This is a genomic window from Paenibacillus sp. MER 180 (genome assembly GCF_023713665.1).
Lineage (GTDB): Bacteria > Bacillota > Bacilli > Paenibacillales > Paenibacillaceae > Paenibacillus_B > Paenibacillus_B suaedae.
The window spans coordinates 46541-67002 of sequence record NZ_JAMAVT010000018.1; the positions used below are offsets into that span (position 1 = coordinate 46541).

The following is a 20462-nucleotide window of genomic DNA, read 5'->3' on the forward strand; positions in this document are numbered from 1 at the left end:
AACAACAGTGTCAAATGCAGCGATTTAGAATGCAAAGTCAATTTCTTCTTCCAATTCTTCCTCTTGATAAGCACTGCCGCTCAGTTGAATATCCTCCAAGCGGATGTCAGGCTGCTCGCAAGCTTGAGATAGAATTTCCAAGAAGTCTTCTGCGAAATTCGCAATCATGTTGGCGGAAAACAGCTTTGTGCAATATTCAAACTGCCCGCTCAGCATGCCGTCTTCGATAGCCATTTCCAAGGTTAAATCGAATTTCGCAACCGTGTGTGATGGAATTAGAGGCTCGAAGGCCAATTCTCCCAGGTTGATCGTGCGCGCTTTTGCGTTCTGCAGGACGAACATTGTGTCGAATACCGGATTACGGCCTGGAACCCAAGCATCCTCTAACTGCTCCACCAGCTTATCGAACGGATAATCCTGATGCTCGAAGGCGCTCAGCGTCGATTCCTTCACTTCCTCTAAATAACTGCGGAACGTCTTGTCATCATTTGGGTAATTGCGAATCGCAAGCGAATTGACGAACATCCCGATTAGCGGTTCTACATCTACATGGGTTCTGCCCGCAATTGGGGTACCCACAACCAGGTCATTTTGTCCTGAATATTTATGAAGCAAGGTCGTATAAGCCGCCAGCAGCACCATATATAGGGTTGCTCCCGATTGGGATGCCAAGCGCTGCAGCTTCTCGTTCAACTGCCCATCAATCGCAAAGTGCAGCTTATCTCCTTCATAGCTGCGATGTTCGCCTCTTGCAAATTCGGTCGGCAGCTCCAGTAACGGAAGTTCATTGCCCAATGTCCGCAGCCAGTATTCTTCATGTCCCTTCATCTGCTCGCTGCTTGCTTCTGCTTGCTGCCACAGCACATAATCTTTGTACTGGATTTCAAGTGGAGGAAGTTCCTCCCCGTTGTACAAGCGAGCAAGCTCATCAACCAATATGTCCATAGAGATCCCGTCCGAAATGATGTGATGCATATCGAACAGCAATAGATGTTGTTCTTCTTGCTCAAGTTGGACAAGTCCGACTCTCAGTAGTGGAGGCTGCTCCAGATCAAAGTCGCGGACAAACTGCTCGGTAACCTGATCGATATCCTTCTCTCTCGCAGTCGAATACTCTAACGCGAAATCAACGTGCTGGTGTACGCGCTGTACAGGCTCACCATCAACCATTTCGAAGCTTGTGCGCAGTGTGTCATGGCGTGCAATCAATTGCAGAAGCGCCGCTTCCAGTCGATTTCGATCGATGTGTCCACTGACGGACATCGCCCCCGGCATGTTGTAGCTCTGCTGCGCTCCTTCAGCCTGGTGCAGAATGTATAACCGCTTTTGGGCTGAAGCCAATGGATAATGCTCGGCCATTGGCGCGATAGGAATCGCTCGGTGCTCCTGCTTCTCCAACTCGCCGATCGCCTGCGCCATCGCTTCCAGCGTCGAATAGTGGAAAATATCCCGTAGCGGAAGAGCAACGTGCATTTCCTTGCTTACCTTGCTTGCCAACGCAGTTGCGCGCAAGGAGTGCCCTCCCAATTCGAAGAAGTCGTCCTTCACTCCGATTTGATCGAGACCGAGTACTTCCTGCCATATGCGAACGAGCTTCACTTCCAATGCTGTTCGTGGTGCTTCGTGATCAGTTCCCGTCCGAATCACGTCCTTCGGAGCAGGGAGCGCTTTACGATCAAGCTTGCCGTTCGGCGCCAGCGGCATCTGCTCCAGCTGAATGAAGTACGATGGAATCATGTAGCTTGGCAGTTCAGCAGCAAGCGCCGCTCTAAGGTTACCTACCGTTGGATCGCCATCTGCGACATAATAGGCGCAGAGTGATTTCTGTCCGTCTTCCTCTTCTCGCGCAACTACAACCGTCTCCCGAATTTCTTGGACATTCAGCAGTGCAGTTTCCAGCTCGCCCAATTCAATCCGATATCCGCGGATTTTCACTTGATGGTCGATTCGGCCCAAGTATTCGATATTGCCGTCAGGTAGCCACCGTGCCAAGTCTCCGGTTCGATACATCCGTTCCCCGACGGAAGGAATTGTAACGAATTTCTCTGCTGTCAGCTCTGGACGGTTCCAGTAACCGCGCGCCAACCCTACTCCCGCGATGCACAGTTCACCAGCAACGCCGATCGGCTGCACTTGATTATGCTCATTCACGATATAAATGCTCGTATTGTCAATTGGCTTGCCAATCGGCACACTTACATAAGTCTGGCCTGGCTCGCAGTCGAAGTACGTTACGTCCACCGTCGCCTCAGTCGGCCCGTATAGATTAATAAGCTGCGCTCCGCTTGCAGGTGCAATATAACGGTGGAACCGCTCGACCTGTGAGGCAAGCAGTGCCTCGCCACTCGTGAACACCTGCCGCAGCGGTGCGAGACCGCGCTCACGCTCTGCATCTGTCATTTGCTCCACATGCTCAAGGAACGCGTGCAGCATGGATGGAACGAAGTGCATCGTCGTTATTCGGTGACGCTCAATCGCATCCACAATCGCATGTGGGTTCTTCTCCCCACCGACTGAAAGCATAAGCACCTTCGAGCCGACAAATGCCCACCAGAACAGCTCCCAGACCGATACGTCAAACGTGATCGCCGTCTTCTGCATAATCGTATCTTCCGATCCTATCGGATAGCGCTTCTGCATCCACAGCAAGCGGTTGATGACCGAAGTATGCTCGACCATAACCCCTTTTGGACGTCCGGTCGTTCCCGACGTATAGATGATGTAGGCGATATCGGTCGGCTTGTTGACTGGCTCAGGATTCGAACCGTCCGCATCGTATGCTTCTGCATCATCCAGATTGATGATGCGGCCCGCGAAGTCAACCGCTTCTCCCGCGCTTCCTTGAACAAGCAGCACCTGAGCCTTGGAATCGTCCAGCATATATCGAATGCGATCCTCTGGATAATCCGGTGCGATAGGCACATAGGCGCCTCCTGCCTTCAGAATCCCCATAATGCCAACCATTAGCTCCAGAGAACGCTCTGCCATAATACCGACAATCTGATCGGGTTCAACCCCTGCCGCACGCAGCGTCCTTGCCAGCCGGTTCGCACGTTCGTTCAGCTCTCGGTAGGTTATGACGTCATCCCCATACAGCACTGCTGCAGCATCCGGCGTCCGCCGCACCTGCTCTTCGAACATCCGATGAATCGTCTGTTCGCGAGGGTAGTCGACAGCTGTGTCATTGAATGCAGATTGGACTTCTGCCTTCTCCGCTTCGGTAGCGAGCTGCACTTCAGCAATGGAGATTGCAGGATTGCCTGTTACTTGCTCCAGTACATGCATCAGATGATGATGCAGCCGTTCCATATGACCGCGATCATACACTTCCGAGTTGAAATCAAAGCGAATGATAAGTTCATCACCCGGCACGACCATTAGATTGAAATCATAATTGGTCTGTTCAGCTGCTTGAACATCGGTTAAAGCGAGAGCTCCGTCGTTACCGTCTCCGGTTTGCTCCATTCGCTCGTCCAATGGATAGTTCTCAAACACCATGATGTGGCTGATTAGTTCCGACTTCTGTGACGTTCTCGATTGAATCTCATAGAGCGGATAATAATCATATCGCCCAGATTCGAGTGCCGCATTTTGCAACTGCTCCATCACGTCTGAGAATCTTGCGCTGGCTTCGCAGCTTACACGAACCGGAATCGTGTTAATGAATAGTCCAATCATCGATTCGACACCCGGAACATCAGCAGGTCGACCCGATACGACTCCGCCGAACACGACATCTTGCGTCCCGTTATACTTCTGAAGCACGATCCCCCAAGCGGCTTGCAGCAGCGTATTTAACGTAACTTGATGCTGCTTGGCAATCCGAATCATACGGGAAGTAAGATCAATTCCGAGCTTGCGGGACGCTTGTTCCAGCACATATGGCTTATCCTTGCCTGTGATCTTCCCATTTGGCAATCGTGTCTGCTGCTCGTAGCCCGCCAAGTACCCGTTCCAATATTCTGCCGCCGCACTCATGTCCTGCTCTGCCAGCCATTCGATATATCGGCTATAGTCCGGCAGGTTGGCCTCTTTGTTCCGCATGGATTCGGCAGATCCGGGAATTCCGACCGTTCCAGTAGCTTCAGTAGTTCCGGCTGCATGATTCGTGACAGCTGAGTATATGCGGAACAACTCGTCCGTCAACTGCGGCAAGCACCAGCCATCCATCAGAATATGATGAGAACTCCACAGTACATGGCAGCTAGATGCCTCCGTACGCATCAATGTGACGCGAACAAGCGGATCGCGTTCCAGATCGAACCCTTGCAGCTTGTCGCTCGCGACAACACGTTCCATCACAACTGCTTGCTCATCAGCTGGCAATTGGCTCAGATCCTCGTACGTGAATGTAATTCGTCCTTCCCGGAACACCACCTGTACCGGTTCCCCGTCCAAGCTGCAGAAGTTCGTCCGCAGCACGGAATGCCGGGCAGCCAGTTCGTGCAGGCTCTGGGCAAACAGGGCAGGATCAAGCTCACCTCGCAGCGTAAATCGGGTTTGTTCGAAATAAGCACCCGATGCACCTTCTTGACCATCGAGAGCGTTATGGAACCACATCCCCTTCTGCATCGGGGTCAGCATGTACATATTTTCGATGATACCAAGCTCTTTCGTCTCTTCAGCAATCTGCTCCAGCTGTTCGATACTCAGTCCTTGCAGCAGCAGATCACTCGGTGTCAATTCTGTCTGCTCACGTGAGACACAGTAGTCGATGATCTCAAGCAGACTCTCGTGGAAATGGCCTGCCAGCAGTTCCATCGTCTCCTTGCGGTACTCTTTCTCGCTGTAGCTCATATCCAAGGTCAATATGCCGTCAGTTATGGCGCCATTGATGTCGAGGACATATTGACGTGTATGCAAGGCGCTTCCATCGGAACCTTTCGAATATGGAGACAACATCATGCCGCTTCCCATCGAGTCTTGATCGAATTGTCCCAAGTAGTTGAAGCTAATCTCTGGGGCAGCTCCCCATTCCAAGCTATCTTGCGGCTCAGACAAGTAGCGGCATATGCCGTAACCGATTCCCTTGTTCGGAATCTGCCGCAATTCTTCCTTCGCTCTCTTGATGTGGTACGCCAAACCTCGATCTCGCTCCGCTTGCAGCAGAACCGGATATTCGCTTGTGAACCAGCCGACTGTCCGTGAAATATCTAATTCGCCTGCGATTGGCTCACGTCCATGACCCTCTAGGTTGACGAGAATTTGATTGTGCCCACTCCATTTCTGTATGGCTATCGCGAGAGCGGCCAGCAAGATCTCATTCATATCGGTGTTATAAGCTCGGTGCACCCGTTTCAGTAAATGCTCCGTATCCTGTTGATTCCAAGCTACGGTGACGGAATTACTGTCCTGCTGCAGACTTGATTCTGTGTCAAAGTCCTTCGGCAGCGGATTCGCTCCAGCGTTCAAGACGTGTCTCCAATAGCTGCGCTCATGACCCAAATCCGTGTGTGCAGCATATTCGACTAAACTCCGTGACCACGCAGCATAAGAATCGGTCTTCGAAGGCAAGCGGATGTCGTCACCCTTGCACGCTTGCTCGTAGCCTGCCGCGATATCCTCCAGCAGGATGCGCCATGATACTCCGTCTATGACAGCATGGTGGATCGCGATGAGCAGATGATGGCCTTGCTCGCAGCGGAACAATCCAGCCTTCACAAGCGGCCCTCCCTGCAAATCGATGCTAGCCTGTATGTCGTTCGCTTTCGCTTCGATAACCTGTTCAGCATCTCCACTGTTTGCGATATCGAAGGCAAGGAAGTCGAACAGCTCCCCCTCTTCGATTGCCCGATTCCAAGCCGTAACCCCAGCGTCTGATTTACGGAATACCATTCGCAGCGCATCATGATGCTCCACGATGGTTCGTAAAGTCTTGCGCAGAGCCTCCTCATTAAATCCGTCCTGCCGATACAGCATGAACGACTGGTTATAATGATGCATGTCATCCAGATCCAGTCCGAAATACCAGCGTTGGATTGGCGTCAGCTCAGCCTCGCCGGACACCTCGCCTTGATCGGCTATCCTGCCGATCGGCTGAAGCTGCAGACTCAATTGCGCTATCGTCGGGTATTTGAACAGGTCGCGTATTTCCAACTTGTATCCAGCCTGATGCAGACGCGATGACACTTGAATCGATTTGATCGAATCTCCACCCAGTTCGAAGAAATGATCATTCGTTCCAACCCGCTCCACATGCAAGACACTCTGCCATGCGGCAGCCAACGCAATCTCTGCATCCGTGCGTGGAGCTTCATATTCCGTCCCCGTATACGCAGCGCCTTCCGGTGCTGGAAGTCCCTTGCGATCCAGCTTGCCGTTCGGCGTAAGCGGCATTCGCTCAAGCCTCATAAAGTGCGATGGTATCATGTAGGCCGGCAATTCCTTCGCTAACGCAGCTCTCCATTCACCTGCCGTAAGCTCACGCTCGGATGTGTAATAAGCACACAGTACCTTCCGCCCGCTTCCATCTTCCTTCGCGACGACGGCTGCTTCGCGGATATGCGGCGTTTGCTGCAGCTTCGATTCGACCTCTCCGATTTCGATGCGGTAGCCGCGAATTTTCACCTGATGATCGGTGCGCCCGATTAATTCAATGTTGCCGTCCGGCAGCCATTTCGCCAAATCCCCTGTACGATACATGCGTTGACCGTCAGCGAACGGATCGCGCACGAATTTGTCTGCTGTCATTTCTGGCCTATTCCAGTATCCGCGTCCGACTCCGGCGCCTGCGATATACAGCTCTCCAGCCAGACCAACAGGCTGAAGCGACAAGTTCTCACCGAGAATGTACATCGATACGTAAGGAAGCGGCTTACCGATTGGCACAGAACGTACTGAATCTGATGAAATCGGCTCATAGTAGCTCGAATCAACGCAAGCTTCCGTGACGCCATAGCTGTTAATAATGCGCATGTGTGAACTGAAGCGATCGCGCAGCTTGCGGAATTCATCTGCAGGACACAGATCGGAGCCAATAATTAATAATCTCAGGCTGTCGATGTCCAGGCCATGCTCATACACATGCTCCATAAGCGGAATGACGAGAGCAGGTGTCGATTCGAACATCTGAATGCCGCTGCTGCGAAGAAGCTCTGCTAATGCACCTGGGTTCGCTCTTGTATCGCTCGGGCAGAGTACAAGCTCTCCTCCATGCAGCAGTGTGCGAGCGAGATCACCTGAGAATACGTCGAACGAGAAGCTCGCCCATTGCAGCCAGCGAATGCCCGGCTCATGCAATTCATACTCGGCCTTCCAAGCCTCTGCCATCGCAGCAAGCTGACGATGCTCGATCATGACTCCCTTCGGATTGCCGGTTGTACCCGATGTATAGATGACATAACAGAGATGGTCAGGCTCGCAAATCGGCTCCAGGTTCGTATCGTCCTCATGATAGGAAGCTTCGTCTTCCAACAGCACCCACGTTCCCTCGAAGGACACTTTATCTTGTAAATGACACTGCGTCAGAAGTATTCTTGCCTTCGCATCTTCCAGCATGTAGCGAATGCGATCCTCCGGATATTCCGGATCAATCGGGACATAAGCTCCGCCTGACTTCAAGACGGCCATGACCCCCACGACCATATCAATCGAACGATCGGCCATAACGCCAATTAAGTCATCTGGCTTCACACCTTCTGCCCGCAATGTTCTCGCAAGCTTATTCGCTCGTTCGTTCAACTCGCGGTAAGTCATGTGTTCATTCCCGAACACGACTGCAAGTTGCTCCGGTGTCCGTTCTGCTTGTTCTTCGAACAATCGATGAATCGTTCCGTCAGGAGCTTTCAATGAGCGAGTTGGATTGAACACTTGCAAGATCTCGTCGCTCTCGTGCACGGTAAGCATCCCTAGTTCGCCCAGTTGCGCATCCGGGTGATTGACGATGTCCTTCAACAATTGGCTGAAATGCTCTGCCATGCGGTGGATCGTCTCTGATTTGAACAAGGAAGTCGCATACTCGAAGCTGCAATCCAGCCCCGCCTCATCTGCCTTCACATCCAAGCTCACATCGAACTTCGATATTGTGTATTCCAGCGGATATGGCTTCATTTGAAGCTCGCCCAGGGAATCAGCCTTCATGTCCGTATTGTCTAGGGCGAACATGGTGTCAAACAGCGGATTGCGGCTTAAATCCCTAGTCAACTGCAGACCTTCCACCAATTCCTCAAACGGATACTGTTGATGCTCGTAGGCCCCCAGCATTGTGCTTCTAATCTCATCCAGATAGGAACGGAATGCCTTAGCACCTTCCGGATAAGCACGAATGGCAAGCGTATTGACGAACATGCCAATTAACGGTTGAAGTTCTTCATGTGTTCTGCCGGCAATCGGTGTTCCGACCACGATGTCTTCTTGGCCCGTATACTTGTGCAGCATGACGGTATAAGCAGCTAGAAGCACCATGTACAATGTCGTTCCGGTGTCAGCGGCAATTCGGTTCAAACCATCTGCCACGTCCTTATCGATTCTAAATGGCAGCGTGAGACCGCCATATTGCTGCATGGCCGGACGAGCATAGTCTGTTGGCAGCTCCAATATCGGCAATTCACCTTGGAATTGGCCAAGCCAATATGCTTGCTGATGCCTCAACTGTTCCTTCTGGGTTTCTGATTGCTGCCATGCCGCATAATCCTTGTATTGAATATGAAGCGGCGATACCTGTCCCCCGTGATAGTGCCGCATGATTTCCTGCAGCACGATACCGATCGATACGCCGTCGGAAATAATATGATGCATATCGAACAGAAGCACATGCTGTTCCTTCGTCTCCGCAATCTCGATCAACCCAACACGAAGCAGCGGCGGCTTATCAAGCTCGAATGTGCGGATGAACTGTTTTACTTGCTGCTGAACCTCTTGTTCTTCGACTTTCCGATATTCAATCGCGAAATCCACAGTATCATGTATTCGCTGTACAGCCTCTCCCTGCACAAGCTCGAAGCCGGTACGCAAAATTTCGTGACGCGCAATCAATTTGCGGAATGCAGCCTCGAACCTGCTTCGATCCAACTCGCCTTCGAGCAGCATGATGCCAGGCATGTTATAGCCCTGCTCCGCCCCTTCAAGCTGGTGAAGGATATACAGCCGCTTCTGAGCGGAAGATACCGGATAATGATCCTGAGCCTCAGCAACTGGTATCGAAGAATAGGATTCCTCCGCCATCTCGGACATGGCAGCTGCCAGTTCTTCTATCGTAGAGAAGCGGAACACATCGCGCAGCGGCAACTGGATATTCATCTCTTGGTGCACCCTGTTAACCAGCGCAGTTGCCCTTAAGGAATGTCCGCCTAGCTCGAAGAAATTGTCTGTCACGCCGACCTGCTCAATTCCAAGCAGTTCCTCCCACATGCGGGCTAAGCTAGCTTCCATTGGTGTACGCGGCGCTACGTATTCCTTGCCCGTGTTGATGCTGCCTTCCGGTGCAGGCAGCGCCTTGCGGTCAACCTTGCCGTTGGAGGTAAGCGGCATCCGCTCCATCTGCACGAAGTAGGATGGAATCATGTAAGCTGGCAGCTCCTGCGCCAATTCGGTTCTCATTTCCCCTACGGTCAATTGCCGATCCGCCACGAAATATGCACACAACAGCTTTTCGCCATTCTCCTCTCGTGCAATAACAACGGCTTCACGAATCGATTCTACCTTCGTTACTTGGGCTTCTACCTCGCCTAGCTCGATCCGATATCCGCGAATTTTTACTTGATGATCAATCCGGCTTAGGTATTCAATGTTGCCGTCAGGCAGCCACTTCGCCAAGTCGCCTGTCTTGTACATCTTGCTGCCCGGTTCGAATGGATTGTCACAGAATCTGTCCGCGGTCAACTCAGGGCGATTCAAATATCCGCGTGCAAGCCCTTCTCCTGCGACGAACATTTCCCCGGCCACGCCTATCGGCACGCATTGTCGATTCGCATCCAGAATATAGATGCGCAAGGTCGGGATTGGGAATCCGATATTGCTTCTTGCCTGCTCGATCTCGGTTTCCGTGATCTCTTTGTACGTGACATGAACCGTTGTCTCAGTAATCCCGTACATATTAATCAATTGCGTCCGCGGATATTTCGCTCTCCAGTCCTTAAGCAGCTGCGGACTCAGCGCTTCTCCGCCGAAGATCACCATTCGAATGTTCAATTCAGGACTTCCATCTGCAAATGCTTCCCGAATTAATTGATAGAAGTAAGTCGGTGTCTGATTCAAAATCGTTACCCGTTCTTCAGCCAGCAGCTGCAGGAACATGGCAGGGTTTTTGGCTGTCAGCTGCGGCACAACCACCAATTTCCCTCCGTATAGTAAAGCGCCGTACATTTCCCATACCGAGAAGTCGAAGCAGAAGGAGTGGAACAGCGTCCATGTATCGGTTGAACGGAAGTCGAACAGATTTCTGCTGTTGAACAACAGCCGCACGACGTTCTTATGTTCAATCAATGTACCCTTCGGCTTGCCAGTCGTTCCCGATGTATAGATGACATAAGCCAGATCGGAAGGTTTGTTGACTGATGGCAGGTTGGACTTGTCCCCGCTGTATGTCTGCTCGTCATCAAGGAACAACACGGTGCCTTCGTAGACGACTTGATCCCGCAGATGGCGAGGCAATAGCAAAATATCCGCCCCGGAATCGCTCAGCATATAACTGATGCGCTCTTCTGGATACTCCGGATCAATTGGCACGTAAGCTCCTCCGGCCTTGAGTATAGCGAGCAGCCCCACAAGCATATCCGTCGTACGCTCAGCCATGATGCCTACCAGCTTATCTGCCCTGATGCCTTCTGCACGGAGTACCCACGCCAAGCTGTTAGCCCGTTCATTCAGCTCCTGGTAAGTCAAGAATCCGTCTGTTCCCGTTACAGCAATCGCATCAGGCGTTCTTTCGACCTGTTCCTCGAACAGTCGGTGAATCGTCTTATCACGCGGATAATCCGCTGACGTATCGTTGAACTGTTCGAACAATTGCTGCTTCTCTGTTTCCGTTATGATGCCAAGCTGCTCCAACCGAGCTTCGGGATTGCTTATGACTGCTTCCAGCAATTGATTGAAATGGCATGCCAGCCGTTCGATCGTTTCTCGATTGTACAAAGCGGTTGCATATTCAATGCTGCACGCCAGGCCATCGACATCTTCTTCGACATGAAGTGTAAGGTCGAACTTCGCAACGGCATGCTCAATCGGATTCGGCGTCACGGCAAGTCCATCGATGGACCATGCGCCTTTTTCCGTATTTTGCAGGACAAGCACAGTATCGAATATTGGATTGCGGCTAACATCCCTTGTTGGTTGTATATGTTCAACGAGCTCTTCGAACGGATATTCCTGATGCTCGTACGCTTGTAGTGTGGACTGCCGAACCTCCTCCAGGAAGGAGCGGAACGTCTTCTCTCCAGCCGGATAATGGCGAAGTGGAAGTGTGTTGACGAACATACCGATAAGCGGCTCGATGTCTGCATGCGTTCTACCGGCTATCGGCATCCCCACGATGACGTCTTCTTGTCCGGTATACTTGTGAAGCAAGGCCGTATACAACGCCAGCAGCACCATGTACATCGTGGCATCCGAACCCGCTCCAAGCTGCTTAAGCTGATCCGCCTTGTCGGCAGGAATAATGAATTCCAACGTGCTTCCTGCAAAGCTGCGGAATGCAGGCCGAGTGTAATCCACTGGAAGCTGCAGAACCGGAAGCTCGCCTCGCAATGACTCCAGCCAATACGCCTTCTGCTCTTCCATCTTAGACAAGTATGCTTCCGAATGCTGCCACGAAGCATAATCCTTGTACTGAAGACGCAATTCAGGCAATTGTTCGCCGCTATACAGTGCAACGAATTCATCCAGCAGAATGCCCATGGATGCCCCGTCCGAAATGATATGATGCATATCGAACAGCAACAGGTGCCGACCTGCGTCCACTTCGATCAGTCCGACCCGAAGCAGCGGTGGCTTATTCAATTGGAACACCCGTACGAACGAGCGAATGACTGACTTCGCTTCCGATACATCTCCAACTGTCCAATGCTCGACAGTAAATTCTACATCGCTGTAAATTCGCTGCATGGGTTCCCCGTTGTGCATTTCGAACCCGGTACGCAGCACTTCATGTCTTGCTATCAAGCTGCGGAATGCCGCCTCCAAGCGATCGCGATGGAGCTTGCCTTCAATCGCCATGACGCCCGGCATATTGTAGGACAGTTCTGCGCCCTCCATCTGATGAAGAACGAACAGCCGCTTCTGCGCGGAAGATACCGGGTACCACTCTCGGTCTTCCACCCGAGGTATGGATGCAAAGCTTTCCTTCTGCATCCCCTGTATGGCGAGAGACATTTGTTCAATCGTCGGGTAGCGGAATACATCCTGCAGTGGCAGCACAACACTCAACTCCCGATGCACCTTGCTGACGAGGGTCGTCGCGCGCAAGGAATGGCCGCCCAGTTCAAAGAATGAATCTGTAACGCCTACGTTCTCGAGACCAAGCACATCCTTCCAGATGAGTGCGAGCTTAGCTTCCAGTTCCGTGCGCGGCTGGATTTGCATATTCAAACGCATTCCTTCCCCTGGTTGAGGCAGGGCTCTGCGATCCACCTTGCCGTTAGGTGTCAAAGGAAGTTCTTCAATCTGAATAAAATGCGACGGGATCATGTAAGCTGGCAGTTCACGAGCCAGTGTCTCCCTTAGTCCACTAGCCGATAGCTCAACTTCCGCTGTGAAATAGGCGCATAGCTCCTTCTGTCCACTCGAATCCTCCCGCGCGATTACAGCCGCCTCGCCTACTTCATCGACCCGCAGAAGATAGGCTAATACCTCACCTGGTTCAATCCGGTAACCGCGAATCTTCACTTGTTCGTCGCAGCGCCCGATAAATTCGATTGAACCGTCTGGCAGCCATCTCGCCAAATCGCCCGTCCGATACAAGCGTTCACCTGGGATAAATGGATCATTCACGAATTTCTCTGCTGTCAATTCCGGACGATTCAAGTATCCTCGTGCCAAGCCATCTCCGCCCGCATACAGCTCTCCACATACGCCAACAGGAAGGGCGTTCCCAGCTTCATCCAGAACATACACTCGCGTATTGCTAATCGGTCGGCCAATCGGAATCGAGCAGCCTCGATCCAAATCAGCATCCGTAATGGTATGGCAGCAGGTGAAGGTTGTATTTTCCGTCGGCCCGTAGCCATTAATCACCCTTATACCGTTATGCTTCTCCATCACTTTACGCACGTGTGTAGGAGATACAACATCTCCGCCCACAAGCAGCTGCTTGACTCCGTAGAAGCCCTCGATTTGCTGTTCAACCATGACTTGGAACAAACCAGCTGTCATCCACAACGTCGTCACCTGATGACGCTGAATCGCTTCGCTCCAATCTGTAAGCGACGCATTGCCAGGAGGCAGGATGGCCAGCGCAGCCCCATTCAGCAGACTTCCCCATATTTCAAAGGTTGCTGCATCGAACGAGATTGTGGAACCTTGCAAGAAGACATCCGAGCTGTCGATCTCGACATACGTCGCGCCGCATACGAGCCTGACCACCCCGCGGTGCGTTACGCAAACCCCTTTCGGCGTCCCCGTAGACCCTGACGTATAGATGATGTATGCCAAATCGTCTCCAGCCCCATCAATAGACAGGTTTGTACTTTCTATATCTTCCATTAAGTTGCTTACGTCTGTCTCGTTAACATCCAGCACGATCACGTTAAGATGTTCAGGCCATAAGCTGCACAGATGCTTCTGTGTAACCATCGTCGCAATGGATGTATCTTCGAGCATTGCACTAATCCGCTCTTGAGGGTAAGCCGGGTCGATCGGTACATAAGCCCCGCCGGACTTTATAATTGCCAGTAAGCCGACGACCATATCCAGCGATCGATCCGCGCAGATGCCAACCAGTTCACCGCTCGTCACCCCGGCATGCCGGAGTCTCCGAGCCATTCGATTGGCTGCGGCATTCAACGCTCCGTAGGTCATCTGTTCATTTCCAAACACGACAGCTAGCGCGTCTGGTTCTTGTTCAGCTCGCTCCTCGAACAATCGATGGATCGACTTCTCGCGCGGATAATTCACGAACGTATCATTAAATTCGCTCATCATTACGGCACGCTCTTCATCCGTCGCCAGCTGCAGCTCTCCTATGGATATCCGCGGATTCGATGCAACTTGTTCCAGTACATGCAACAGATGCTGCTTCAACACATTCATATCCGCTTCTTCGAGTGCTTGTTTATTAAAATCGAAGCGAATGACGATATTGTCGCCAGGTATGATGATGAGGTTCAGATCATAATTCGTCTGTTCTGTTACGGTAACGTCTGTCAGCTTCAGTCCACTGCCGTCTGAACTGTTAAATTGATCGAGCTGCTGCTCCATCGGATAGTTTTCAAGCACCATGATGTGAGTAATGAGATCCTGCTTCAGGGTGCACTGTGCTTGGATTTCATACAACGGATAGTAGTCGTGCTTGGCAGATGACAATGCATCTTCTTGCATACGCGTCATTACTTCTGCAAATCTTTCGTGCGCCTGACTGCTCACACGCACGGGAATCGTGTTAATGAACAAACCAATCATCTCTTCGATTCCGACTAGTTCTGCCGGTCTGCCGGATACAACACTGCCGAATACGATATCTGAAGTTCTGTTGTACTTCTGGAGCAAAATTCCCCATGATGCCTGCAGCAATGTATTCAATGTCACTTGATGCTGCGTTGCAACTTTATTGAGAGCGAGGCTCAGGCTTGTACCTAGATCGATCTGAACCTGACCTGCTTCATATTGACCAGAATGTCTGCGCCCCTTGCTATGCGGAAGTTCTGTCATCTCTTCAAATCCAGACAAATAATTGTTCCAATAGGCTGCGGCTGCGGATTCATCCTGCCGCTCCAGCCATTGAATGTAATGATTATAGGAAGGTACCGAAGCAAGAATCGGCTTCTTGTCTTCCACCAGCGCGGAGTACGTGTTGAATACTTCAGCAGCGACGAGCGGGAGACACCATCCATCCATGACGATGTGATGGGAGATCCACAGAACTTCATACACCTCGTCTGCCGTCTGGAGTACGGACACGCGCATGACATCCCCATTCTCAAGGTCAAAGCCTTGTGCGCGTTCCTTGGCCGCTTCGTTCTCAATCGCCACAGCCTGCTCATTTGGATTCAGAGAACGCCAATCTCCGTACTTCACGCTGATGCGCTTGCTCCGAAATACAACTTGCAGCGGCTCGCCGTTCGAATCGACGAGGAAGTTGGTACGGAATACAGCATGCCGAGCCGCCAGTTCATTCCAGCTTGCGGCGAAGGCTTCGATGTTCAGCGTTCCCTCAAGCGTTAAACGTGTTAGCTCGAAATAGGCCCCCGCCTGGCTGTCCATAGCTGTATGGAACCACATTCCCTTCTGCATCGGCGTTAATGCATAGATATCCTCCACTTCACCGATACCGCTTGTCCGTTCAACGATCTGCTCCAACTCTTGAATGCTAATGCGCTGCAATGACACGTCACTTGGCGTGAGCTCTGTTCGCTCCTTGGCCACACAATGCTCGATGATTTCAAGTAAGCTGTCCCGAATCAAGCTTGCCAATCGCTCAATCGTCTCAACACGATATTGTGTCCGTCCATAGCTGATGTCGAACTGCAATTTACCGTCCGAGACCATGCCATTCATGTCCAGCAGATAAGGTCTTTGCTGATCTCCCCCAATATTGCTGCCTGTAGTATACGGCGATGGAGAAAACCCGCTGTTCTGGAAATCTTGGTCGAACTGCCCCAAGTAGTTGAAGCTAACCTCAGGAGCTGTTCCCCAATCCTCACGAATACCCGTGTTGGATAAATATCGACAAATGCCGTAACCGATCCCTTTATTCGGAATGCTGCGCAAATCTTCTTTGACCGACTTGATGATTCGCGGCAGTTCTTCCTCAGAGCCCACCTCGAGAAGCTGCGGATACTCACTCGTGAACCAGCCTACCGTGCGTGTGATATCAAGATCTGGCAGGATCGACTCCCGACCATGTCCCTCCAAATTAATTCGGATGCGCTCATGCCCACACCATCTCCGGAATGCAATGCCGAGTGCCGTTAAGAGAAGATCGTCCATCTGCGTGTTATAGGCCCGATGCGCCTGCTTCAACAGCAGTTCGGTCTCAATAGCACTCCATTCAACCGTGACCGATTCGCTATCTCGTTGAAGAGCAATTCCCGCGTAATCCGTCGGCAGTGGAGTAATCGGCGTCTGTGCGACTTGCTGCCAATATTTCAGCTCCTCGTTCATGTCAAACTGCTGCGCATATGCTGAAAGCTGTCTGGACCATAACCGGAAGGAGTCGGTCTTGTCAGGGAGACGAATCTCGCTGCCTTGAAGTGCCTGTTCGTATCCGGTGGCAAGATCCTCGAGCAAAATGCGCCAAGATACGGCATCAATAACAGCATGATGAATGACGATAAGCAGGTGATCTCCATCTGGGCAGCGGAACAATCCTGCGCCTACAAGTGGCCCTGCCTCTATATCGAACCCAGCCTGAATCACATCGGCTTCAGCCATGAGCATGTTGTGAAGAGATTCTTCGCTTTCTACGCCAGCGGAACGTTCCTTGATATCCAACACATCAAGACGGTAAAGCTCGCCTTCTTCGATTCTCCGGTTCCAGGCCGCGTATTCTCCCTGTTCCGTGCGGCGGAATACCATGCGCAGCGCATCATGATGTTCCGTTATCTTGTGCAATGCATTGCGAAGTGCCGCTTCATCGAATCCATCCTTGCGGTGCAGCATTATGGATTGATTGTAATGATGCAGACTCACTTCATCTCGCTCAAAATACCAGCGCAATATAGGAGTGAGCCCAACCTCACCACTTTCTTCTCCCTGCTCAGCTTTTCGCTGAACCTCCACCAGATGTGGACTTATTTGTTCAATGGTCGGATACTTGAACAGATCCCGGATATCCAGCTTATATCCAGCTTGCTGCATGCGAGAAGATACTTGAATGGACTTGATCGAATCTCCACCTAGCTCGAAGAAATGATCCAAAATACCCACTCGCTTGACTCCAAGCACCATTTTCCAGATGCTAGCCAGCGTTTGTTCCGCTTGGTTACGAGGCTCCACATAAATCTTGCCGGAATAGTCCTGACCAGACGGTGCAGGCAATCCATTCCGATCGATTTTGCCGTTCGGCGTAAGCGGCAATCGTTCCAGCTTCATGAAATAAGACGGAATCATATAATCCGGTACTTGTTCTGCTAGGGTTGAACGCAATTGCTGTACGGATATCTCGCTGTCGGCAACATAATAGGCGCACAGAGCTTTCAGTCCATTTTCATCCTCGCGCGCTACGATAACGGCTTCCCGCACGAGTGATGTTTGCAGCATGCGCGTTTCAATTTCCCCTATTTCTATCCGGTTACCCCGAATTTTGACTTGATGATCGAGCCTTCCAAGGTATTCGATGTTTCCGTCCGGCAGCCATCTTGCCAAATCACCTGTCCGATACATCTTTCCTTGTGAGTAGGGGTCATCAACGAATTTTTCTGCTGTCAAGTCATCACGGTTCAAATAACCTCTGCCGACACCGGCTCCACCTATGTAGAGCTCTCCTACAATTCCAATTGGCTGAAGCGCCTTGTTCTCGTCTAGAATGTACATAGATACCGAAGGCAGTGGTTTACCTATCGGAAGCATGGTGATGGAATCCACACTACCATTTCTCTCGTAATAGCACGCATCGACGCAAGCCTCAGTCACGCCATAGCTGTTCAGGATCCTCATTTGCGAGCCGAATCGTTCCATCAGCTTGCGATATTCCGCAGCCGGGCAATGATCCGAGCCCACAACGAGCAGGCGCAGACTGCTTACATCCTTCCCTTGTTCATGCACATATTCCATCAACGGAATAACGAGGGCTGGGGTTGATTCGAATATGTGGATGCGATGTCTTGCGATTAGCTCGCATATCGCTTCAGGGTTAGCTCGCGCTTCGCTTGGGCAGATGATAAGCTCGCCTCCGTACAGCAGCGCTCGCACCATGTCTCCCGTAAATACGTCGAAGGAGAAGCTTGCCCATTGCAGCGTCCGAATTCCCGATTCATCTAATTGATAGGCATGCTTCCATGCATCCCCCAAGGCTGTAATCTGCTTATGCTCAATCATGACGCCCTTCGGCTTGCCAGTTGTACCGGATGTATAGATGACATAAGCCAAATGATGTGCTTCGTTGACCGACTCCAAGTTATCGCGGTTTGCTTCATAGTCGTTCTCATCATCAAGCAATACCCATGTTCCTGTGTAACCGAGCCGTGTCTGTAAATGACTTTGCGATACGAGTACTCTTGCATTAGAGTCTTCCAGCATATATAAAATGCGCTCTTCTGGATATTCAGGATCTATCGGAACGTAGGCTCCACCCGCCTTCAATATTGCAAGTATACCGACGACCATCTCAATCGAGCGGTCTGCCATGATGCCTACGAATTGCTCTGCTGCTACACCATGGGCTCGCAATGTTCGAGCGAAGCAATTGGCTTGTTCATTCAGTTCCTTGTAGGTTAGGTGCCGATCTCCGAACACGACAGCAACCTGATCAGGCGTGCGTTCGACCTGTTCCTCAAACAACTGGTGAATCGTTCGTCCAACAGGCTGCGGCGTTGACCAATTCCCGTTGCTGAAGCGTGTCAGGATGATCTGAGCTTCCTTATCACTGATCATGGACAACTGCTGCAAGCTCTGGCTCGGATTACTCAACATCTGATCAACGATGGTCATCATTTGATCGATGATACGAATGACTTCATGCTCTTCGAACAACTGTTTGCGATAATCGATATTGAAAATGATCTGATTATCATCCATCATATCTTCTACGTGAACTGCAAAATCGTCTACCTCATGACCGCAAAAGCTGCTGCGTTGGCGGGCGGCTAGTTCTCCGTGACTGAACCAGCGTATCGGCATATAATCGATGGAAATACGGTACAAATCCTGAATCTCAACACTATTATTTTGCTCTCTTAAATCAAGAATAAGCTGGTTGTAAGGATACTTCTGATGCCGCAAAATTGCTTTTTGCTCTTTGGCAACGTTATGTAGGAAGGTTAGTACATCTTGGTCTGGGGTAATCGTCAAACGAGCGGCTACCGTGCTTACGAACATGCCCAGCGCATCCTTGTCTTGCCTGGAAGTTCGATTCGCATAAGCGGCACCGACAGCAATATCGTTGTTCCCTGTCGTCTTATATAGAAATGCGTATAAAGAACCTAGAAATAGAGTAAAGAGACTGATATTGTGCTGCTGGCTAAATCGGTAAAGCTTCTCGTACATTTCTCCGCTAACCGTGATGCTTGTCCGACTGGCCTCAGTGCCGATTGAATGAGGAGGGTAAGATTTGATACTTATCACTTCTGGCATTGTGCTGAACTTATCCAGCCAATATGCCTTATCCTTCGCGTATCGATCAGATTGTTCATACTCTCGTTCCGCGAATATGTAATCCAGGTAAGTGCTCTCTTGTTCATCCGTGTCCGCGTTGCCACTCAACATTGCTGTATAATTCTTCATGATTTTATAAACGATAAGATGAGAAGAGACGCCATCCGTTACAATATGATTCATTTTCAAATTGAACCATGCTTCCTCATCATTGACGTTGAATACGACAAAGTGATATAACGCTGGGTCGAACATATGGATAGGAATATGATTAAATCGATGTAACCAGCTCTCAGCTTCAATCTGATTATCCCACTCTAAGTAATCAACGTGAGGGACGATTTGCTCTACGGGAGCAAATTGCTGCTTCGGCTGATTGTCTGTCATTGCGATTCGTATTCGGAAGGCATCATGCTGCATGATCACTTGATATATCGCCATTTTCAAAATCTCAACGTCTACCTTGCCTCGTATGTACATTGTTCCAGCAACGGTAGTAACTGACGTATTAGGATGCATCATTTCTGTGTACCAGATTCTGCGCTGCGCTTGCGTCAAAGGATACCATTCGTTAGGATTCGCGTTCACGTTGACTCTCCCCTATTCGAAAAATATTCGTAAGCGTCCGGAAACATCATCAGTGGATTCTGTTCCAAAAGAGTTCACAATCATATCCGCAGAAGAGATAAGATACATGGCTATATGAAGTTATAATTGCTCGTCATGATCGTGGCTATCAAGGTTATTGTTGAAAAATCGTAAACTGTGATGGGGATCTAAGTTGGATTACGGGCAAAACCTGTTCCTGACAAATTGCGACGAAGTAGTGTAGAGGCAGAAACGAATATAGACATGTATGAGGCTCAAATTAGGCATTGCTTGTGATGCTGGACACCTCCTCATATAAAACTCTACATGCGTAATTCTATGGAGGAAGAAGATGCACCTTTTGTAGAGAAAGTTAATGATTTCCATAACGTATTATATACAGTATTGAGGCCATTAACAATATCATTTACTATAAATTAGCATAATTCTTTAGTTTTTTGTAAATGATCACC

General features: G+C 50.6%; 1 protein-coding gene. It reads right to left on the reverse strand.

What is annotated here, in order from left to right:
- Window positions 1-24: 24 nt before the first annotated feature.
- Window positions 25-19989, reverse strand: a complete 19965-nt coding sequence (locus M3661_RS23690; protein ID WP_251489200.1) for a non-ribosomal peptide synthase/polyketide synthase — start codon at window positions 19987-19989, stop codon at window positions 25-27.
- Window positions 19990-20462: the final 473 nt, after the last annotated feature.